We start from the raw sequence: 19,830 nt of genomic DNA on the forward strand, positions 1-19,830 counted from the left end.
TGAACAAGGAATGACGGAAAAACCATGACCCTGATCACCACCCGGCGGATCACACAGATCTTCTTCTTCGGGCTTTTTATCTGGTTTTGTATCGTCTCCACGCCGGGAACCCACTGGTGGCAATTGCGCGGCTGGCCGGTCAACTGGTTTTTGCAGCTCGACCCCCTGGTGGGACTGGGCGTGCTGCTTACCACCCACACCCTCTACGCCGGTTTGCTCTGGGGCATGACCACGCTGGTGCTCACCCTCTTTCTGGGACGCTTTTTTTGCGGCTGGGTCTGCCCCATGGGCGCGCTGCAGCAATTCGTGGGCTATCTGGGGCAACGAAAGCAAAAAACGAGCGACAGAGTTTCTGTCAACCAGCCGCATCGGGCACAACGGATCAAGTACTGGCTCTTGGTCTTTCTTTTGGCCGCGGCCGCGGCAGACCTTTTGCACTTTCTTCTGGCGGCCCCCTTGCAACACACCGTTTTTTTCTGGACACTGGTGCTTCTTGTCGCGGTGTGGGCCGCAGTGATGACGGCCTTTAACTATTTACAGGTCAAGCCCAAAACCATTCTGTGGGTCGTTGGCCTGCTGGCTGCCAGTGTCGCCCTGCAATGGTGCGTCGATGATTCATCGCTCTTTCTGGCGACCACTCTGCAAACCGGCCTGCTTGATCCCATTGTGCTGATCCACCGGTCCGTCAATCTTGTCATTCTGCCGCTTTTGGATGCGCCGGTGCAGATAACGGCCGTCAATCCCCGTCTGTATCAGGGGGGAGGCGTGATCGGGGTGTTCTTTTTAACGGTGTTGCTGCTCTGCCTCAGGGTGCCTCGGTTTTATTGCCGATTCATCTGTCCTTTGGGGGCACTGCTGGGCTTGTTCAGCCGCTGGTCCGTCTGGCGCATCGGCAAATCGGAAAACCACTGCCGGCAGTGCCGTCAATGCGAAGCCCATTGCGAAGGCGCCTGCGCGCCTTCAGGAGTCATTCAAATCAGTGAATGCGTCCTGTGTTTAAACTGCATGGATCAATGCCGGCATGGGCTTATGGGCTATCGGGCCAAGCCTTCGGCTGCCGGAGAAGCGCTTGTGCCCGATCTTTCCCGGCGTCAGGTGATCTCGGCGCTGGTGAGTGGTCTGGCCCTGGCACCCGTGTTACGCATCGACGGCATGCTGGCCGGCAACTGGAACCCGAAACTGATAAGGCCGCCCGGCGCGTTGCCGGAGGCGGACTTTCTGTCGCGCTGTATCAAGTGCGGCCAGTGTATGCGGATTTGCCCCACCAATGTGATTCATCCGGCCGGGTGGCAGGCCGGCCTCGAAGGCCTTTGGACGCCGGTCCTCAATTTTCGCATCGGCACCAGCGGATGCCAGCACAATTGCGTGGCATGCAGCCATGTTTGTCCCACCGCCGCTCTGCGGCCCATGACAGTGGGGGAGCGAATGGGCCGGGACCGGTTTACTGTTAACGGGCCGATACGCACCGGCATGGCGTTTGTGGACCGGGGCCGCTGCCTGCCGTGGGCCATGGATACGCCCTGTATCGTATGCCAGGAAAATTGCCCGGTGAGTCCCAAGGCCATCTTTACCCGCACCGAGTATCGGCCCGTGCGCGATGGGCAGGGGGTGGTACAATCAGCCGAAGGCACAACCATCGAGATCGCCGGTATTCAGTGGTCCGATCGCAACCTGGCGGGAGGTGATTTTTTCCTGCGTTGGGGAAATGCAGCGCCCGAGCGCATTGTGGCGGTTACGGCCCCGCGGGTAACCCTGGCCGCAACGAAAAAGGAAACCCTTTTACCGGAAACTGGCGATATTTGCCGAATTGAGGTACGATTGCAGCAACCCTATATCGATCCGCAGCGCTGTATCGGCTGCGGGGTTTGTGAGCACGAATGTCCGGTCCAGGGCCAACGCGCTGTTCGCGTATCGGCGGAGAACGAATCGCGCCACGCCCGGTATCAAATGGTGGTATCATATCAAGGAGAATTAAAATGACACCCAAATCCAACGATTGTTCCAGACGGGAATTTTTTAAGGTTACCGGTGCGGCCGGTGTGGGGGTCTTATTAGGTCCCTTGGCCGCCAATGCCCGGAGCGAGGAGAAAGGAAGCGCCCTCCTGGCGGCCGCTGGTCAGTCACGGGTGCCCACCCGGCCCTTTGGCAAAACCGGCACCCGGGTTTCTACTCTCGCTTTGGGGGGAATGTTCGATATCGGCGCCAATCAGATCATGCTCAGGCAGGCATTGAACTGGGGCGTGACCTATTGGGATACGGCCGACTGTTACGGCAACGGGGAAAGTGAAACCGGTTTCGGCAAGTACTTTGCCAAATACCCGGAGGATCGGGAAAAGGTGTTTCTGGTTACCAAATCCGATGCCCGTGATCCGGAAGGCATGAGCCGCCTGTTGGCGCGTTCCCTTCAACGTCTGAATACCCCCTACATCAATCTATATTTTATCCATGGTGTCAAAAGCATGGATGAACTGAATGACGATACCCGGCGATGGGTGGAAAAAGCCAAGGTGGACGGCAAGATCAAATTATTCGGCTTCAGTACGCATAAAAATATGGAAGAACTGTTAACCCGGGCCGCCGCCCTGGGCTATATCGACGGCATCATGCTGTCCTATAATTTCCGCATCATGCATACGCAGGCGATGAAAAACGCCGTCGACGCCTGCGTTCAGGCGGGCATCGGGCTGACGGCCATGAAGACCCAGGGCGGCCGGTCGTGGTTAAAGTCGGACCCGGCCGACAAGGTGGCCACCGAATTGATGGAATCTTTCATTCAAAAAGGATTGACGGAACAGCAGGCCAAGCTTAAAGCCGTCTGGACCAACCCGAACATCGCCAGTATCTGCTCGCAGATGCCGGACATGACCCTATTAAAAGCCAATGTGGCGGCAGCGGCGGATACCACGCTCCTGACTTCCCGTGAGATGCTACTTTTTGAACAATATGCCCTTGAAACCGCTGACCAGTATTGCGCTGGCTGCGGCCACATCTGTGAAACGGCCGTGAACGGCTGCGTGCCCATCGGCGACATCATGCGCTACCACATGTACGAAAAATCCTATGGCCGGCTGGATTGGGCAAGAACCTATTTTCGGGATCTCGGAGCCGAGGTGCATCAATCCATGGCGCAAATCGACTTCAGCGCAGCCGAACAGTGCTGCCCGCAAAAAATGCCCATCGCGAGTCTTATGAAACGGGCGTTAATGGATTTTGCATAGAAATAGATTGTCGAAAACGCCTCAGCCATCAATTTTAAATCGGGTGTAACTGCTCAGTAGCCAAGAGACAGAATCCAGAATTCAGAATAAAAACAACTGAAAGCAGCCGGATTAATATTGTTGAATGAAAATTCAGGCGGTTAGTGCATTATTCTGAATTCTGTATTCCTGAGTAGTTATAATCGGGTTAAAGTGGATGGGGGGCAAGTAAACGGGAGTAATCATGAATTGGATTTACTATGAAGATGTCGTTGTCGGGGAAAAAATAACCGAAGGGCAATATTCAATCGACAAGACGGAGCTATTGGAATTTGCGCGGAAATGGGACCGCCGGCCTTTTCATATAGACGAAGAGGCTGCCAACTCATACCCTTACGGGGGGCTTATTGCACCGGCGCCCTATCTCTTGTCCGTGGCGGCAAGAATGCTGACGCCACTCGATAAACCAAGGCTTGCGGTCATCGGTCTTCTTGAGTATGAACATGTACGGATACTGAGACCGGGCAGGCCCGGCGATCTGTTGACCGTTACCTCCGAGACGATCGAAAAGCGAGAATCAAAAAGCAACCCGCGTCAGGGAATCGTTCGCCACGAGATCGTTCTTAGAAACCACCGGGATGAGGTGGTCGCCAGCTATTTGGCCGCGTTTATCATTGAAAAACGGCCATTATAAAGGAAACGGCCCGAACTCGAACCTGCCCGCTGGACAAAAGGTTTCCATGGAGACGCTTAGCGGGTTGTGGGATTGACGTCCTTCAAAAAATTATCATTCGGAGGAAATAGGATGTTATGATCAGATTCTGTTTCAGTAATAGCAGGCGGTTTTTGTTTGTCTGTTTAGTATGTTGGGTTTTTTTTGCAAGCAATTCCGTGCTCCAGGCCGATGAGGCTGCACGGCAAGACTGCTCTTTGTTTAAAAAAGGGGGGATGTCCATGCAACTGGCCGCCGGGGGGTTCGAATCTCCGTTTTTGATTCGTACCAACCGTCCGGAAATGGATTATGTTCAAACCAACCTCAGAATCGGCTGGATGCTGGATGATCCGGGGCGGCCAAAATATTTTTTTCGCGGCAATTGGGAGGGGCTTCTGGAGTTTACCGGTTCCCATGTGGATGCGAAGACAGATGGCTTTTTTACCGGTGCCGCATTCCTGTTGCGATATAATGTTCTATCAATAGAGCGCTGGCGGCTGTTTCCTTATTTCCAGACCGGTGCGGGGCTTATCTATAATGATGTTTATAAGGATAAGTCTCAGTCGGTTATCGGTCAGGCAATCGAGTTTACGCTTCGCAGCGCGTTGGGGTTCCGGTTCATGATGACCGATTGCTGGTCAATTGACCTGGAAGGGGCAGTAGAGCACATATCCAATGCCGGCTTTTCGAATCGGAATTCGGGCCTGAACGCCGGGGGTGGTTTTGTAGGCATCAGCAGGTTTTTTTGAGCAATGCCTTTGAGCACGGTTCATTTGCGATAGCCCATAACAACCGTCTGCTGCCGGTTTCGACATCACGGCCCCGGTGCGGAAGAAAGGCCGCCGACTAACGGCGGCCTTTCCTTTGGCGGGAACCCACAGTGACAAGTGAGTGAAAGGAGAGCAACACAAGGGGTTAAACCCTTTACCAGAATCATGCACGCTTTTGCGTGTATATTCGCCGAAGGTGAAAGATGGCTTTTATGCATCCCAGCATCCCAGCATCCCAGCATCCGGCTATGCCGGATTAGGTTAACGGCTCAAAATGCGTTCCATTTCAAAAAACAAATCCTGCTCGCGGATAACGCCGACCAACTCCCCCTTGGCAAGCACGGCCAGGCGCCGGGCATTTTTATCCAGCATCATAAAGGCTGCTTCCATCAGATTGGCGCTGGCCAAGATTGTGTCCGGGGCGGGGGACATGACGGTTTTGATCTGCTTATCGGCCAACTGCATGATCTGGTGCGTGAACATATCACTCCAGAACATGGGTGAAAATTGCAGAGCATCCGCTGTGGAAGGTTTTGGTGCCGATAAATAGGACGGCATAATGGCCTTTAATAGGCCACGAATGGAGAGCAACCCGGCCAGAACGCCGTCGTTATCAATGACCAAAACGGACCGGTGGCCGGTTTCCATCAGACGGCTGGTGGCCATTTTGGATGTAAAGGATTCCTTTAGCGCGCCGATGGCATCCCGAACCGTCATGTCATGCCGAAGGACCGTATACTCTTCGATCGGCACCATCACGGCGGCCACCTGCCTTTCGCCGGGAGGCGCGTCTTTACGGGCGCGTTGATACGCATCCCGTATCTTTGAAGACAATAGGGAAATATCGCACGGTTTGGTGAGATAATCAAAGGCGCCTTTGACCAGGGCTTTTCGCGCGGAGGGAAGCGCCCCATGACCGGTCAGCATGATGATCGGCAGGTCCGGGTGATTCTCGCGAATTTTATCGAGGAGCTCATGGCCGTCCATTCCCGGCATTTTAATATCCAGAATGGCGACATCCGGGTTCTCTTTTAATTTGTTGAGCGCTTCGGGGCCGGATTCGGCTAAAATAACTTGAAATCCCCGGCCCTCAAGGATTTTCCGGGTAGTTTCGCGAAACCGTTCCTCATCATCCACCATGAGTACTTTAATCACATGGTCCATAGTTTATCCTCCTATTCCACTATACGTAATGGAAGTTTTTGTGGTTTTTGAGTTCATTGCACGAACAGCATAAGGGACCAGAAAAAAAGAATCGTCAGACCGATGGAGCCTGCGATGACTACGAGGGCCTGGCGCCATAAGAGCTTGCTGCCCCGGGTCAACCCGATGCCGATGAGACACCATTTCCAGCTCTCGGATGCCAGAAAGGAACCGGGAAGCCATGAAATCAGCATCGGCAAGCTGCCGCTGAATGCGTAAATGCTGAAAAGACGCCCGAATGAAATGGGCGCTTCCTGCGTCAGCCGCATGGTCAGAAATCCGAATGCAGCGGAAATCAGAATCATGCCGACGCCGTTGAAGATGAAAATGCCGCTGCTGAGCCATGGCGCGGAAGGTTTAATAAGGAAAAAAACCGCACACGAGGCCAGAAGCGCCGAGAGGAATATCAGGCAGAGCGCATGGCCCCAGTGGGCCGTTTTGCCTTCTTTACTGAAAAACCGACCGGGGGTCAGCAAAAGCCTCCAGACGCTCTTGCCTAAAAATGAAACACGGATATATTCAGATAACATCTTCGTTTCCTTTACGGAAGGGCAATCTCACGAATGAGCGCCAGTACCGCCATGCCGACGGTCAGCACCAGGAAAAACAGGCGTTCTACGGACCGGGTGAAATAGAGTTTGCCCGCCTTAAAGGCAAAAGGTTTTCGTTTTTCATCTTCTTCCTTCGGCAGTCTGTTCATTTTTTTTCTCCTCTTTATCACGGAGGTTACTTAAAAGCCCGGCAATCCGCTGAAGCCTCTGAACTGCCAGTAAAATGCGGCCAGCGCCAGCAGGACGATCTGCGCCAGTATCCACAGGGGAACGCCTATGCGCAAAAAGTCCTTTCCCGTCACATACCCGCTGGAGTAAATGATGGCGTTCGGCGGCGTGCCGATGATCATGCAATAAGCGAACGAAGAGGCGGCGGCCGTGGACATGGCGATAAAGGGCAAAAAGGTGGAACCCGGATGCGCGAGGGCGGCGATATTCAATGCAACGGGGCCGACTGCCGCGGCGGCGGGGCCGTCCGCCATCAGGTTTGTCATGACTGCGGTGATACCGTTACTGACCGCCATCAGCGGCAGCCCGGAGTTAATTCCCAGGGGCGCCAGCGCATCGGTGACGGACCTCGCGAGCCAGTAAGCGGCGCCGGTGCTGTCCAGGACGCGGCCGAAAATGATGGCGCCCGCATACAGCCAGACAACGCCCCAGTCGACTCGCTGTTGATAATCTCTCCAGTTGACGACACCTGCCAGCAGGTAGGCCACGGCGCCGCCGACCGCCACGACACCGACGCCCAGGCGAAAGGGGAGAATACCGGCTTCGTATATGGTTTTTTCCGTGAACCAGAGGGACATCATGACGACGAAGATGACGAGCGCCATGATCTGTTTGCCGTTCCATCCGCCCATTTTGGCGATTTCATCTCTTAATTGATTCATGGCAGGCGCCAGGGAATGAATGCGGGGTTTAAACAGCCAGTTGACCAGCAGCCAGGTCAGAGGTACCATGACGATGAGAAAGGGAAAGCAGTAGGTGACCCACTGAAAAAACCCGATATCATAGCCGAACATATCCTGAAGATAGCCCATCATGATGACGTTTCTGGCGCCGCCGGACGGGGCGCCCGGCCCGCCGATGTTGCAGGCCATGACGATGGCCATCATGAGCAGTTTGGCGAGCTGCGGATCTTCGGGTATTTCCTTGCTCAGGCTGTTTTGATAGAGCAGCATGCCGATGGGAAGAAACATGGCGGCCAGCGCGTGATCCGAAACAAAGGCGGCCATCGGCGAAATCACGAGAAAAAATCCGAGCGTGATCCAGCGGACGTTCGGTGCTGCGAGCTTATTGAATATCATGAGGCAAACTCGCTTATCGACGCCCGTTTTTACGAAAGCTGCCGCGAACATGAGACTTCCCATGATGAACCAGACGGAATCACTCCAATACTGGCTCGGCGCCTCATTATAGGGGACTACTCCCGTAAATATAAGAATCAGGCCGATACAGAAGGCCACCCCCGGAAGCGGAATGCATTCGGTTAGAAAACAGACGACGACGAATACGGCCATGGCGATGGCCACCTGAATGTGCCAGGCCCCCTTGTCCGCCGCCTTTTTGTCCTTTTCAGCGAGGGTATTGTAGTCGAGCACCTTTGTGCGCAGATTGAATACCTCCTTCATGAGCGTCAGGTATGCCTCGTCCGTGATGTTTTCCGCTATATAGGTCGTTGCCCGTTGAAGGTTGGTTTCATCCACCGCGATCTTGTATTTGCCGCACCATTTGGCATCGCGTTTTAAAAATCGGGCTTTATTAAAAGCACCCATGCGCATGTTCTGTTCCATGATATTCGCGGTCAGCAATTGCCACTGGTCCGCATCCGATAGCGCAACATTGAAAAATGTTTTGATAATATGCGATTTGACAGCGTTGGGGCCTATCTGATACTCGGTTCCGACATCCTTCATGGCATTGGGGGTCGGCATGAATAAGAGGCCGAAAAAGAGAATCACCGGAATGATGAAAATTTTCCAGTCGATGTACTTGTCGTATCCGGTTGCGGGTTTCTTTTTTTCCTGAAGGGCCTGTTCCTTTTCAGGGGGCATTTTGACCCCGATCTTCCCCGAAATGGGTTTAGAAGTATGCTCTGTCATAAGTTAAATCCTTTATCCGTCAAAGGGTTAGAGACTCGTCCATAGCGCCATGCCGGCCTTGATTACATCGTTTCGACCAATTTCCCATGGCAGGGAGGCCGCGCCAGGGTGTTTTTGGAAGAGCGGCAGGCTGTTTGAGCGATAGCGAGTTTCTGCCGGTCTGGAAAAAATACCCTGGCGTGGCCGAAACCATGATCATGGCCGCCATGCCGCGGGACATGACACGATAGTTATCCACCTGAATCCTGAATGATGTTATTTTCGGGAGGGACTGATTTTTTCGCTTTCGCGATTCGTATCTTTTCATCCATGTGCTTTCTTTTCAAAAACGCCGATAGCGCCTTTTCAATCAGAATTTCCGGATCCACCGGTTTCATCAAATAATCCGTGGCGCCTGATTGCAGCCCTTCAATCGCGGAGTCCACCGTGGCATGACCGGTCAGCATGATAACCTCCACCAAAGGGAATCGGCGTTTGATTTCTTTTAGTGTGGCGATGCCGTCCATGCCGGGCATTTTGACGTCCAACACCACCACATGAATTGCGTGGTGCGCCAACAACGCCAAGGCCTCGGTGCCGCTGGACGCGATTCGAATATCATACCCGATTCTGGTCAGTAACTTTTGTGTGGTCTTAAGGAATCGGTCTTCATCGTCCACTAAAAGCAGTTTAAGATCATGCATGGTTGTTTTCACCTCCCTCTGCGACGCCTGCTCGCTGATTCAATTAACTTGTAATGGTTGTATATGTATGCCGCATTACACCATGGTTGCACCTGCAGTGGCCCGGGGGGTGGGCAGGTTCAGGAAAAAAGCAGTTCCCTTGCCGGTTTCACTCCAGAAATCCATGGTGCCACCCATGCTTTCAATAATGCCGTAGCACACGGAAAGCCCTAGTCCCGTGCCTTTCCCGACGGGTTTGGTGGTAAAAAAAGGAGAAAAAACCCGCTTTTTATTCTCTTCTCCGATGCCGCAGCCGTTGTCCCGAATGGTCAGGCGGACCAGGCCGTTTTCCGCGGGCTGCGCCTCGATTCGAATCTGACCGCCATCGGCTTCGTGGGCCTCACGAATCGCGTGCATGGCATTGTTTAAAAGGTTTAAAAGCACTTGTTGCAGTTGACCGGGGTCACCGAAAATTTCGGGAGCTGCCTCGTCTATGATGTGAGAAATCTGAATATTGTTGACCATTGCCTGTTTGTTGACCATGCCGATGATCTCCGGAATGAATTCATTTAGGTGGATGGGCTGCGGCGTTGGTTCGGATTGGCGGCCGAACTTTAAAATTCCTTGCGTGATCTGACCGCAGCGGTTGATCTGAAGCTGTATCTGGTCCAGGCAATCGGCGAGCTGGGCCGTATTTTCATCGCCCGGAAGCGCGTGTTCCAGAGTTATATCGCGCCACACCATCTGAATGAGGGCTATCTCGGACTTCATGATTTGCAGCGGATTGTTGATTTCATGCGCAAAGCCGGCCGACATCTCCCCCAGTTCCGCCAGTCTGCTGGCTCGGACCAGTTGCTGCCCCAATGCGCCTTTTTCCCGATCGATTTTCTCCATTTTTCGAACCAAATAGGAGGAGAGGCTAAAGGCGATGAGGATGATGAAAACGCCGCCGATGGCTGCTATAATAAGGATTTGTTTGGTTGCGGAGAAAAGGGCATGAAAGGCGTCCTCTTTTTCCTGGCGGACTACCAGCAGCCAGTTCTTTTCCTTCAATGTCATGGTGGCGTAAAGAAAGTTTTTTTGTGCCGGATCTTGCAGGATAAAGGTCCGTGCGGCTTGGGAGGGCGCTGGGTATTGGGAATAATTGACATCCTTCTCCATCAGCTGCCCCCCTGTTTGACCTTCCGTCTGATATAATCCGAAGGTGTTGACAATATAGGCTTCGCCGGTTTTTCCGATTCGGACCGCTTCCACCATGTCGTTAAAGGTTTTTGTGTCGATCGTGGCCCTGAGTATCCATTTCTTCCCGCCGCTCTCCCGCAGCAACGCCATGACAAAATGGGGAACTTGTCGGTATCCCAGGAATACATCGCTGATATACACGCCCTTTTCCATGACACGACGGAACCAGTCGGTTTGTTTGTAATTTTTTTTCTCCAGCGCGAAGGGACCCCGGTATGCGACATGATCCCCCGCTTCATTGACCACGCCAAGGTCGATAAATGCCTTGGATTCTTGTCCCAATCGCTGAAAAATGTCCGCCAACACGCCCGGACGGCAAAGATCTTCATAATGATAGGTTTGAAGAATAAAGAGCAGATCGCTTCTTCTTTCCCGAAGAAAGGTATCAATCATTCGGCCGTGATCCGATACAATGCGGCGCATACTTTGTTTGGTGTTGCTTTCCAGGGAGGCGTTAAAATAAAAGTAGCCGATGACCAGCGTGAGCGCGAAAGGGATCGCCGGACACACGATCATGCATGCGAGGATGAGCCGCTTCATGGCGGCGTAAGGATTTTGCATCGTGGCGGTTTTCAATGGTTTTGACTCCAAATGATTTGGTTATCCGCAATGTTACGATCGCAACCCGGCGGTATCATTGCTCAGACAGGGCTTGCGTCGGTTTACCGGATCGAACCCGGTGAATGACCTCTTTAAGTTGTTCGATGCTATGGCCGCCTTTTTCGACATAGACCACGATATCTTGATGCAGGTTCACCTTTTTCCGCTCTTCGGGAAGGGTATGAATGACAACCGGAATCGGCGGAATGCGGCTGTTGAGCCTCTCCATCAGTGCTTCCGACTCCATGTCCGGCAAATCCGGATCGATCAGCAACAGATCCACCGGGGTCTGCCCGAATGTCCAGCGCAGAAGATCCTGAGCGCTGTCCGCCATGATGACGATGAAGCCTTCCGCGGCCAATTCGCGTTTCAAAAACCCCCGGACATGGGGGTTTCGATCCGCAATCAAAATCGTAAATTCCTTTTTCACTGGTGGTTTAACTTTCCAATGGTAACGGTCTGTAAATCGATGCTTAATAGATATTCGCCGCTGTCGTCCTGTTGTCGTTGCCTTTAGTCATTGGCAAGGAACATGCCAGAAGAATGAGCTTTTCTGGTGTGTTCAAACTAATTGAAAAAACACAAAGTAACGCATACTAAGGTGCCTGATGCGCGCATCGGAAAAGGGCATCGGTGTCGGGTTGTTTTACAGAATGGCAAAATAAAGCGATGATAGGCCTGAAAAAATCAAGCCAAATTGCGATAGGGCACGGCGCGCCGTGCCCCTACAGGGATTCGGCTTTTCCGGAAGTCCTCAAAAATTAAGGTTGACATAAAGCCGCTCTTTGCAATAGGTTGCCTGGGATTATCTTATAAAATAAGGATAATATGAGGTAGGTTGCCCGGTGCTGCGCCCGGAAGGTCGCTTCCGATCATGACACAATGACCGGAGAGCACGCTTGATAAATGGTAAAAGGGGAGGTTATGGATCTTTTCTTTTCATCCGTCCTGCTGATTCTTGCCGGCGGCGTTTTTGCACTCTATTTTTGGCGGCAATTTCACTTGATGAAGACGGTTGGCGTGGCTGCCGTCAGCATCGGATGTGCCCTTGGGGTGATGGATGCCGGCGCCAAACTGTTTGATCAGCAGACATCTTCAGCTTCATTTGTATACTTGCATTCGTTTTCACTTTCTTTTCAAATCGACAAATTGTCGGCCTTTTTTTTGGTCGCCATTTTCGGGGTATGCCTTCTGGCCACGATTTACAGCTTTCATTATCTGAATAATTCACAAAAAACGCTTCGAATCGCCGTCAATTATTTCTTTTTCAGTTTGCTGATCGCTTCGATGGCCCTGGTGGTCTGTGCCGCCAATCTGATCACGTTCATGCTCTCTTGGGAGATCATGTCCCTATCTTCCTATTTTCTGGTTATTTACGATCATCATGCAAGTGAAAACCGGAAGGCGGGCCTTCTCTATTTTGTGTTCTCCCAAGTGGGCGCCATGTTTATTCTTGCGGCTTTCGGCATCATGTACGGCTATAGCGGCGGGTTCGGATTTGATGTGGGCGCCGCCCTGCCGGACACGGTCAAATTGGTAGTGCTCATTCTTGCCTTTATCGGGTTCGGGTCCAAAGCGGGCGTTTTTCCCTTTCATGTCTGGCTGCCCCATGCGCATCCCGCTGCCCCGAGCCATATTTCTGCCGTCATGTCCGGCGTGATGATCAAAACCGGTATTTACGGCATATTGCGGTTGTATGTGTCGATGAATCTGCATACACCGCTTTTCGGCGAAATCGTATTGGTGGCCGGAATGGTGTCCGGCATTCTCGGGGTGGTGTATGCCCTGGGCCAGCACGACATCAAGCGGCTACTGGCGTATCACAGTGTTGAAAACATCGGCATTATTCTGATCGGCATCGGCATTGGCATGATCGGGGTGTCCTTTAACCAACCGTTTATGGCTGTACTGGGATTTTCCGGCGGACTGCTGCATGTCCTGAATCATTCCATTTTTAAATCGCTGTTGTTCATGGGCGCAGGCGTTGTGCTTCAGAAAACCGGCACGCGATCCATTGACGCGCTGGGCGGACTCTTGAAAAAAATGAAAATTACCGGGGCGACCTTTCTGGTCGGTTCCCTCGCGATTTCCGGTTTGCCGCCGTTTAACGGGTTTGTCAGTGAATTTTTAATTTATATCGGGGGGTTCAGAGGGATTGCGCTGAGCAGTACCGCTTTTGTGCTGAGCCTGATGGCCATTATCAGCCTGGCGGTTATCGGCGGGCTTGCGCTGGCCTGTTTTTCAAAGGTGGTGGGCGTTGTGTTTCAAGGTGAGCCGAGAACCGCGGCAGCACAAGACGTGAATGAAAAAGGGCCTGCGATGTTGGGTGCCATGATTGTGCTGGCCGTTGCCTGTGTTGTAATCGGTGTGTTGCCCCGGGGATTTATTCAAATGGCCACACAGGGCGTTTCCGCCCTGAATCTGGGCTATGGTCCCATACCGATTGAACCCTTCTCGCTGATGGCCGGGAATATCACGCTGGGAGCCAGTGTGTTTTTGGCGCTCCTGGTGCTGGTGATGTTTCTGCGACGCCTTCTCTATAACGGAAAGACCATCGGCAGTGCCGGTACCTGGGGGTGCGGGTTTACCCAGCCCACGCCCAGAATGCAGTACACCGGAAGTTCTTATGCCGCCTCTATTCTCGAATTTTTTAAACCCGTGGCACCGTTGCACGAGCATCATTCAGCGATTTCAGGGCTGTTTCCGAAGAAAACGCATTATCACGGCCAAATCGGGGATATCGCCGAGTTGCACATGGACACGCTGGTGGTTCGCCCGGTTCGGTCATTATTTGATAAGCTCAGGTGGATTCAGCATGGGGATATTCACCTGTATATAGGCTACATATTGCTGGCCATGGTGGTGTTGTTGTTTTTTGTATAGAGGGTAAGAAAATTTCAAAAATAGGATATATTATGATCGAATCCATCCTTCTTTGGCTTTTCGCCATGCTGATTGCGCCGTTTTTTCACGCGGTCACTCTCAAGGTCAAGGCATTTTTCGGCGGAAAGAAGGGACCACCGTTGCTGATCAATTATTATACGCTGATCAAGCTGTTCAAAAAGGGCTCGGTGTACAGTACCAGCACGAGCTATATCTTCAAGCTCGGCCCCATGGTGTCTCTTTGTACGGCGGCTGTGGTATTGATGTTTTTGCCCATTGCCGGGCGGCCGCCGATTTTTTCGTTTAACGGCGACATTATTTTCCTTTTATACCTGATGGGATTGGGCCGCTTTTTTACGATCGCAGCGGCCATGGACACCGCCTCACCCTTCGAGGGCATGGGCGCGGCCAGGGAAGCCTATTTTCCCATTATCTGCGAAGCCTCCCTTTTCATGATGCTGATCCTGTTTTATCTGCTGACGGGCGAGTTGCAGTTGTCCGCCTATTTTTCCGGTACGCACCCCTTTGAACTGTGGCAGAAGGCGGGGTCTCCGCTGCTTTTTGTGGTGCCGTCCCTTTTCATTGTGCTGCTCACGGAAAACTCCCGCGTGCCGGTGGATGATCCGGCTACGCATCTGGAATTGACCATGATTCACGAGGTTATGGTGCTGGATCACAGCGGGCCGGATTTTGCGTTTATCGAACTGGGGTCTTTTTTCAAGCTGTTTTTCTACGCATCCCTGGTCGGCCGGCTGGCCTTTCCGTTTGAGCTGGCGCATCCGGCACTGACCATCGTTTTTTTCATCATTGCGTTGTTACCCGTTTACATGGTGGTCGGCGTTACCGAATCGGTCATGGCCCGATACCGGATGGACAAGGTTCCCAGGTTTGTCCTGACCTCGTTTGCTCTGACTTTTTTTGCGACCGCTATTATCCTGGAGTTTATTCAATGATCAATTTGGTGGATACGATTTTATCCCTGGTGCTGCTTTCGGTGCTTTTTTCTTTTGCCTCCAGCCGATTGCCCGTGCTGATCAGAGTCATTGCCTTTCAGGGGGTCGTTGTATCCCTGCTGCCGTTGGTGATGGGGCACGGCATGAGTGGCGGTGAGACGGTGTTTACAGTGTTTACCATGAGCATTCGGGGGATTATCATTCCTCTGTGCATTTATATGGCGATTAAAAAAGTGGCCATTCAGCGGGAGGTCGATCCGGTGATCGGGTATCATGCCTCCATGATTGCGGGGCTTTTGCTGATTGTGTCCGCCACCGTTATCAGCAGGCGCTTTGATGTGCCGTATGCGCATAGCAGTGAATTGCTGTTGCCCACGGCCATTTGCCTTTTGGTGGCGGGAATGTTTCTGCTGATGGCCAGAAGAAACGCCATTGCCATGGTGCTCGGATACATCATGATGGAAAACGGAATTTACCTGGTGGGAACCATGTTTTCAATGCGCACTCGCCATATTGTTGAATTCGGCATTCTTCTGGACGTGCTTGCCGGCGTCATGATCATGGCCGTTATTTTTCAGAATATCAAACAGACCTTTGATGACGTGAATACCGCGTTGCTCAGAACATTAAAGGAATAGGTGATCGGGTCATGGTGGATTTTGTTATCATAGCGCCGTTTCTGACGGGTATTTTGGCTTTTTTTTTGCCAAAGACATTCGGGCGGATACTGCTGGTGATTACCGGGGTGATTCATTTGGTACTTTCCGTTTTGTTATGGATTTACCGGCCCGCGTCGTTTTACCCGGAATATTTTGCGATTACGCCGGAGGGGTTGCTGTCTCTTCTGGTAATCTCGCTGCTATTTTTCCTGATCTCCATTTATACGACGTCTTTTTTAAAGGCCTCCCATATTATTTCCGAGAACATCTTTATCGGCTCAATGCTGCTCTTTTTATCCACGATGACCATGGTAACCCTGTCCGATCACATTATGGTTATGTGGATTGCTATTGAAGCAACGACCCTGGCCAGCGCGCCGCTGATTTACACGCACAGAACCGAGGCTTCCCTGGAAGCGACCTGGAAATATGTCCTGATCTGCTCAGTGGGCATTGCCATGGCGCTTCTGGGCTCCGTGCTCATCACCCTTGCCATGGATGTGGGCAATGTCCATGTGCCGGTGTCCTTTTCCGCGCTGACCGTGGCGGCCAAACAGCTCGACCCCCGGTGGCTGAAAGCCGGCTTTGTGTTTATTCTGGTGGGCTATGGAACCAAAATGGGACTTGCGCCCATGCACACTTGGCTGCCGGATGCGCACAGCGAAGCACCGAGCCCGGCTTCTGCGCTCTTATCCGGCGTGCTGCTGAACTGCGCGTACTTAGGGATTTTCAAGACCAACAAAATCATGGTTGCCGCGGGTCTCGGGGAGTTTTCCGGGATGATACTCATGGTTTTCGGTCTCATGAGCATACTGGCGGCCGCCACCTTCATTTTAAAACAAACCGAATATAAACGTTTGTTGGCCTATTCGAGTATCGAAAATATGGGCATTATCGCCTTTGGCACCGGCGTGGGGGGCCTGGGCGCGCACGGCGCCCTGATTTGCCTGATTCATCACAGTCTGATCAAGTCGTCCCTGTTTTTGACCTCCGGAAATATTCTGCTCGGCTACGGCAGTCGGCTGATCGAGCACACGGGCAACCTCGTTAACCGCATGCCCAAGACATTTGTGGCGTTTTTCGGCGGGTTTGCCGGTATATCCGGGTTTCCGCCGTTCGGCATTTTTATCGGGGAACTGCTCATCATTGTGGCGGCGTTTCGCGCCGACCGTTATGTCGGCGCCGGGATATTCATTGCCAGCCTGTGCGTGGTGTTTGCCGGGTTTGCGAACCAGGCCATGAAAATTTCCTTTGACGATTCAACCGCCAGGATTCATCTGAGGGAAAAAGCGAGCATGGTCTGGCCGCAATACGTCCTGTTGCTAACCTCCTTGGTGCTGTGTTTCTGGATGCCGGAGCCCTTGTACGAGACAATTACCCTTGCCGTGAAGGGGCTGGGGGGAGGATTTTAATGGAAACGCCCTTTTTAGAGATTTCAAACGGCCGTGCGGTTCAAAGAAATGCCATTCCGCATCTTCATTTTGATGCCTTTTATTCGGAAACGTTAAGCATTGTCGAAAACGGCGGCAAAGTCGTTCACTATTTTGCCTATCAGGACGGCGATATCCTGAAGCTTCTCGCGGTGTTGCGGACCGATAAGCTCCTCGTCGCCGGGTGTGATGCGCCTGCCTCCTATCCGTCGTTAAGCATTCAATGTGAGCCCTTTCATCTGTTTGAGCGGGAGATTGCCGAGCAGTACGGCATTGTTCCGGAATTTCATCCCTGGCTCAAAATGGTGCGGTATCATCCCAATTGCCGAAATGTCGCCGATGTGTTCGGAAACAATTACGAAGCGGATATTCCGGGCAATTACGACTATTACGCGGTCGAAGGCGAAGAAATTCACGAGGTGGCCGTGGGACCGGTGCATGCGGGTGTTATCGAACCCGGACATTTTCGATTTAACTGCATCGGCGAGCGAGTGCTGAACCTGGAAATTCAACTGGGGTATCAGCACCGCGGGGTTGAGTCCCTGCTGGTCAATGTGCCCTTCAAACGGCTGCCCATTATCGCTGAAGGCATTGCTGGCGATACGGCCATCGGCCACAGCCTGTGCCTGGCGCAAGCCTTTGAAGCGCTTTCCGGCGCGATACCGGATGCCGGCGCGCGCATCATTCGCACCATCGCTCTGGAGCTTGAGCGCATCGCCAATCATGTGGGGGATCTGGGCGCTTTGAGCGGGGATGTGGCTTTTTTGCCGCCCGCGAATTATTGCGGCAGAATGCGCGGCGATTTTCTCAACTTGACCTTATGGATCTGCGGAAACCGGTTCGGTAAGGGACTGGTTCGGCCGGGCGGCGTCTTGTTTCCCCTGGCTGCCGCGGATCGAAATACGCTCCTGGGGCGGCTCGATGAACTGCAACCTCAGGTGGCCCATGTGATGGAACTTCTTTTTAACACGCCCAGCGCGCGGGGCCGGTTTGAAGGCTGCGGTGTGGTCGGTAAGGAAGATGCGGAGAAACTGGGCCTTGTGGGACCGGCCGGTCGGGCCAGCGGCATCGCCTATGATGTGCGGCGCTGCTTTCCAACGGAGCATTACGGCAAGCTACAGATTCCGGAAAACGCAAAATCCACGGGGGATGTGTGGGCCAGGGCCAGAATTCGGGCGAATGAAGTACTTCAATCCATCCGCATCATTCAGTCCCTGTTGAAAGACCCGATCGACACCACCTGCGCTGCAAATGCGATGCCGTCCCCGTTTTCAGCCTCTTTTGTGGTAACGTTAAACGAGGCCTGGCGGGGAGAGGTTTCCCATTGCGTGCTGACCGACGCGGAAGGGAAACTGCTTCGATACAAGGTCAAGGACCCGTCTTTTCACAACTGGAACGGGCTGTCCATGGCATTACGCAATACGGGAATCTCAGATTTTCCCCTGAACAACAAGAGTTTCAACCTGTCCTATTGCGGGTTTGATCTCTGAATTACCTTTAACTATCAGCTACCAGCTATCAGCTACCAGCTATCAGCTACCAGCTATCAGCTTAAATCTAATAAGAGTGAACGCATCATGCTCAACACGCTGAAAAACCGATTTGAACAAGGATATCGTACTTCCCGCTATCCAAAAGAGAAAATCGAACTGGCGCCGCGCTATCGCGGCATGCCGCAGATTCACCCGGATGCTTCGGCGGAACTGGCGGTTCGGTGCGCTGAAGCCTGTCCGCAAAATGCCATTGACGCCGAACGGAAGATCATCGATATGGGCCGTTGTGTATTCTGCGGTACCTGCGAGCGTATCTCCGAAGGCAAGTTTATCTCTTTTTCACGGAATTTCGAGCTGGCCGTTAGCGAAAAGGCGCATCTGATGACGGATGGCGCTTTGCCGGATCTGGCCTGCCACGCCAGACAGCACTTCAAGAAGTTATTCGGTAGATCGCTTCAACTTCGGCAGGTTTCTGCTGCGGGCTGCAATGCCTGCGAGGCGGACCTGAACGTGTTGGCCACGCCGTTCTTCGATTTGGCGCGGTTCGGCATCAATTTTGTGGCCTCGCCCCGTCACGCCGACGGCATCGTGGTCACCGGCCCCATCTCCAGGAACATGAAAACCGCACTGCTTCAGACCTATGAGGCGGTGCCGAATCCCAAGGTCGTAATTGCCGTTGGAAGCTGTGCGCTGACCGGCGGCCCGTTCCGGGGAAGTCCAGAGGTCACCGAAGGCCTGGACACCCTGCTGCCCGTGGATCTTTTCATTCCCGGCTGCCCGCCGCATCCCATGACGAACCTGCATGCGTTACTGACGTTTTTTAAGTGACACAGATGGGTCTGTTGTCGAATCGTCCGTTCGGCAGAAGACCTTCGGCTTGCGATAATCCGTCCAAGGGCACAAGGATTTTTTGATACATGATTTGTTTCCTTTAAAAATACGTTGCCTCAAACAGGATGTTTGCGTCTTTTAGCCGTGCATAATCCATCTTAAGTCGCTCATTGGCGATATGACGGGTCGTTCTATCATCGACATCGCTCTCGTTTATCGGGCAAACCGCATAAACTTTTGTGACGGTGTCCGATTTCTCTTGTGCGCGTCGCGTCGATGTGAAATCCGCCATGAGCAGACACCTGTCCGTTTCGATGTCGATGTCGTCGGTAGCTTCCGATTGGTTTACTTGTTTGATCAAATTCCGGTAAACTTTAATTTGAAGTTTAACGGTTTGGCCTGATTTGGCGCGGTTGATAAAATTGTCCAGTCTCTCCTTCGAACCGTTGGTCAGGTCTTCACTCAACATGGTTATCCCTCCTTTTTTTTATGGAGAAACGCCCCTTGCCGGGGCCAGCTTCATGGTGCCATGCACTACCACC

General features: G+C 52.8%; 18 protein-coding genes. 10 read left to right on the top strand and 8 right to left on the bottom strand.

The window, feature by feature from the left end; all coding sequences use genetic code 11:
• Nucleotides 1-24: 24 nt before the first annotated feature.
• The 4 genes from RBT11_06755 (at nucleotide 25) to RBT11_06770 (ending at nucleotide 4,658) form a co-directional block, all read left to right on the top strand.
• The gene (locus tag RBT11_06755) at nucleotides 25-1,980 is read left to right on the top strand and encodes a 4Fe-4S binding protein (protein ID MDX9786455.1); all 1,956 of its coding nucleotides are present in this window, start codon (nucleotides 25-27) and stop codon (nucleotides 1,978-1,980) included.
• Nucleotides 1,977-3,218, top strand: coding sequence for an aldo/keto reductase (locus tag RBT11_06760; protein MDX9786456.1), 1,242 nt, complete (start codon nucleotides 1,977-1,979; stop codon nucleotides 3,216-3,218). Before RBT11_06755 ends, RBT11_06760 begins: the two co-directional genes overlap by 4 nt.
• 223 nt (nucleotides 3,219-3,441) lie before the next feature.
• Nucleotides 3,442-3,891: a MaoC family dehydratase N-terminal domain-containing protein gene (locus RBT11_06765; protein MDX9786457.1), complete on the top strand. Its 450-nt coding sequence runs from the start codon at nucleotides 3,442-3,444 to the stop codon at nucleotides 3,889-3,891.
• Nucleotides 3,892-4,151: 260 nt separating this feature from the next.
• The gene (locus tag RBT11_06770; GenBank protein MDX9786458.1) at nucleotides 4,152-4,658 is read left to right on the top strand and encodes an acyloxyacyl hydrolase; all 507 of its coding nucleotides are present in this window, start codon (nucleotides 4,152-4,154) and stop codon (nucleotides 4,656-4,658) included.
• 282 nt (nucleotides 4,659-4,940) lie between these two features.
• Here the strand turns inward: RBT11_06770 and RBT11_06775 are convergent, their stop codons facing one another.
• The 7 genes from RBT11_06775 to RBT11_06805 form a co-directional block, all read right to left on the bottom strand.
• Nucleotides 4,941-5,843 (bottom strand): response regulator, encoded by a 903-nt coding sequence (locus RBT11_06775; protein MDX9786459.1) that lies wholly within the window; start codon nucleotides 5,841-5,843, stop codon nucleotides 4,941-4,943.
• 53 nt (nucleotides 5,844-5,896) lie between these two features.
• Nucleotides 5,897-6,412 carry a hypothetical protein gene (locus RBT11_06780; GenBank protein ID MDX9786460.1) on the bottom strand — a complete coding sequence of 172 codons (516 nt, stop codon included), beginning with the start codon at nucleotides 6,410-6,412 and terminating at the stop codon, nucleotides 5,897-5,899.
• Between the two features lie 11 nt (nucleotides 6,413-6,423).
• Nucleotides 6,424-6,582, bottom strand: a complete 159-nt coding sequence (locus RBT11_06785) for a hypothetical protein (GenBank protein MDX9786461.1) — start codon at nucleotides 6,580-6,582, stop codon at nucleotides 6,424-6,426.
• A 30-nt stretch (nucleotides 6,583-6,612) separates the two neighbouring features.
• Entirely contained in the window at nucleotides 6,613-8,487 is a 1,875-nt protein-coding gene (locus RBT11_06790) for a DASS family sodium-coupled anion symporter (protein MDX9786462.1), read from the bottom strand.
• Nucleotides 8,488-8,765: 278 nt separating this feature from the next.
• Complete coding sequence (locus RBT11_06795; GenBank protein ID MDX9786463.1) at nucleotides 8,766-9,218, bottom strand: response regulator; 453 nt, start codon at nucleotides 9,216-9,218, stop codon at nucleotides 8,766-8,768.
• A gap of 75 nt (nucleotides 9,219-9,293) precedes the next feature.
• On the bottom strand, nucleotides 9,294-11,015 hold the full coding sequence (locus RBT11_06800) for an ATP-binding protein (protein MDX9786464.1): 1,722 nt from the start codon (nucleotides 11,013-11,015) through the stop codon (nucleotides 9,294-9,296).
• A 58-nt stretch (nucleotides 11,016-11,073) separates the two neighbouring features.
• Nucleotides 11,074-11,469: a response regulator gene (locus RBT11_06805; GenBank protein MDX9786465.1), complete on the bottom strand. Its 396-nt coding sequence runs from the start codon at nucleotides 11,467-11,469 to the stop codon at nucleotides 11,074-11,076.
• Between the two features lie 494 nt (nucleotides 11,470-11,963).
• Here RBT11_06805 and RBT11_06810 point away from each other — a divergent pair, with 494 nt between their 5' ends.
• From RBT11_06810 to nuoB, 6 genes are all read left to right on the top strand, one after another.
• On the top strand, nucleotides 11,964-13,922 hold the full coding sequence (locus RBT11_06810) for a proton-conducting transporter membrane subunit (protein ID MDX9786466.1): 1,959 nt from the start codon (nucleotides 11,964-11,966) through the stop codon (nucleotides 13,920-13,922).
• 32 nt (nucleotides 13,923-13,954) lie between these two features.
• Entirely contained in the window at nucleotides 13,955-14,875 is a 921-nt protein-coding gene (locus RBT11_06815; protein MDX9786467.1) for an NADH-quinone oxidoreductase subunit H, read from the top strand.
• Nucleotides 14,872-15,513, top strand: a complete 642-nt coding sequence (locus RBT11_06820; GenBank protein ID MDX9786468.1) for a hydrogenase — start codon at nucleotides 14,872-14,874, stop codon at nucleotides 15,511-15,513. The genes RBT11_06815 and RBT11_06820 overlap by 4 nt, the downstream gene beginning before the upstream one ends.
• An 11-nt stretch (nucleotides 15,514-15,524) precedes the next feature.
• Entirely contained in the window at nucleotides 15,525-16,946 is a 1,422-nt protein-coding gene (locus tag RBT11_06825; protein ID MDX9786469.1) for a proton-conducting transporter membrane subunit, read from the top strand.
• Nucleotides 16,946-18,454 (top strand): hydrogenase, encoded by a 1,509-nt coding sequence (locus RBT11_06830; GenBank protein MDX9786470.1) that lies wholly within the window; start codon nucleotides 16,946-16,948, stop codon nucleotides 18,452-18,454. Before RBT11_06825 ends, RBT11_06830 begins: the two co-directional genes overlap by 1 nt.
• Before the next feature lie 87 nt (nucleotides 18,455-18,541).
• Nucleotides 18,542-19,285, top strand: a complete 744-nt coding sequence (nuoB, locus tag RBT11_06835) for an NADH-quinone oxidoreductase subunit NuoB (protein ID MDX9786471.1) — start codon at nucleotides 18,542-18,544, stop codon at nucleotides 19,283-19,285.
• A gap of 103 nt (nucleotides 19,286-19,388) precedes the next feature.
• Here nuoB and RBT11_06840 read toward each other — a convergent pair whose 3' ends face one another.
• Nucleotides 19,389-19,757 (bottom strand): hypothetical protein, encoded by a 369-nt coding sequence (locus RBT11_06840; GenBank protein ID MDX9786472.1) that lies wholly within the window; start codon nucleotides 19,755-19,757, stop codon nucleotides 19,389-19,391.
• Nucleotides 19,758-19,830 lie beyond the last annotated feature (73 nt).

The sequence above is a fragment of the Desulfobacterales bacterium genome, from assembly GCA_034003325.1.
Taxonomy (GTDB): Bacteria; Desulfobacterota; Desulfobacteria; order Desulfobacterales; family JAFDDL01; genus JAVEYW01.

Excerpts from the sequence above, each read along its gene's own strand:
- RBT11_06825 (MDX9786469.1), top strand. The coding sequence starts at position 15,525 with ATGGTGGATTTTGTTATCATAGCGCCGTTTCTGACGGGTATTTTGGCT.
- RBT11_06765 (MDX9786457.1), top strand. The coding sequence starts at position 3,442 with ATGAATTGGATTTACTATGAAGATGTCGTTGTCGGGGAAAAAATAACC.
- RBT11_06790 (MDX9786462.1), bottom strand. The coding sequence starts at position 8,487 with ATGCCCCCTGAAAAGGAACAGGCCCTTCAGGAAAAAAAGAAACCCGCA.
- RBT11_06775 (MDX9786459.1), bottom strand. The coding sequence starts at position 5,843 with ATGGACCATGTGATTAAAGTACTCATGGTGGATGATGAGGAACGGTTT.
- RBT11_06755 (MDX9786455.1), top strand. The coding sequence starts at position 25 with ATGACCCTGATCACCACCCGGCGGATCACACAGATCTTCTTCTTCGGG.
- RBT11_06770 (MDX9786458.1), top strand. The coding sequence starts at position 4,152 with ATGCAACTGGCCGCCGGGGGGTTCGAATCTCCGTTTTTGATTCGTACC.
- RBT11_06785 (MDX9786461.1), bottom strand. The coding sequence starts at position 6,582 with ATGAACAGACTGCCGAAGGAAGAAGATGAAAAACGAAAACCTTTTGCC.
- RBT11_06760 (MDX9786456.1), top strand. The coding sequence starts at position 1,977 with ATGACACCCAAATCCAACGATTGTTCCAGACGGGAATTTTTTAAGGTT.
- RBT11_06820 (MDX9786468.1), top strand. The coding sequence starts at position 14,872 with ATGATCAATTTGGTGGATACGATTTTATCCCTGGTGCTGCTTTCGGTG.
- RBT11_06795 (MDX9786463.1), bottom strand. The coding sequence starts at position 9,218 with ATGCATGATCTTAAACTGCTTTTAGTGGACGATGAAGACCGATTCCTT.
- nuoB (MDX9786471.1), top strand. The coding sequence starts at position 18,542 with ATGCTCAACACGCTGAAAAACCGATTTGAACAAGGATATCGTACTTCC.
- RBT11_06815 (MDX9786467.1), top strand. The coding sequence starts at position 13,955 with ATGATCGAATCCATCCTTCTTTGGCTTTTCGCCATGCTGATTGCGCCG.
- RBT11_06810 (MDX9786466.1), top strand. The coding sequence starts at position 11,964 with ATGGATCTTTTCTTTTCATCCGTCCTGCTGATTCTTGCCGGCGGCGTT.
- RBT11_06780 (MDX9786460.1), bottom strand. The coding sequence starts at position 6,412 with ATGTTATCTGAATATATCCGTGTTTCATTTTTAGGCAAGAGCGTCTGG.
- RBT11_06840 (MDX9786472.1), bottom strand. The coding sequence starts at position 19,757 with ATGTTGAGTGAAGACCTGACCAACGGTTCGAAGGAGAGACTGGACAAT.
- RBT11_06830 (MDX9786470.1), top strand. The coding sequence starts at position 16,946 with ATGGAAACGCCCTTTTTAGAGATTTCAAACGGCCGTGCGGTTCAAAGA.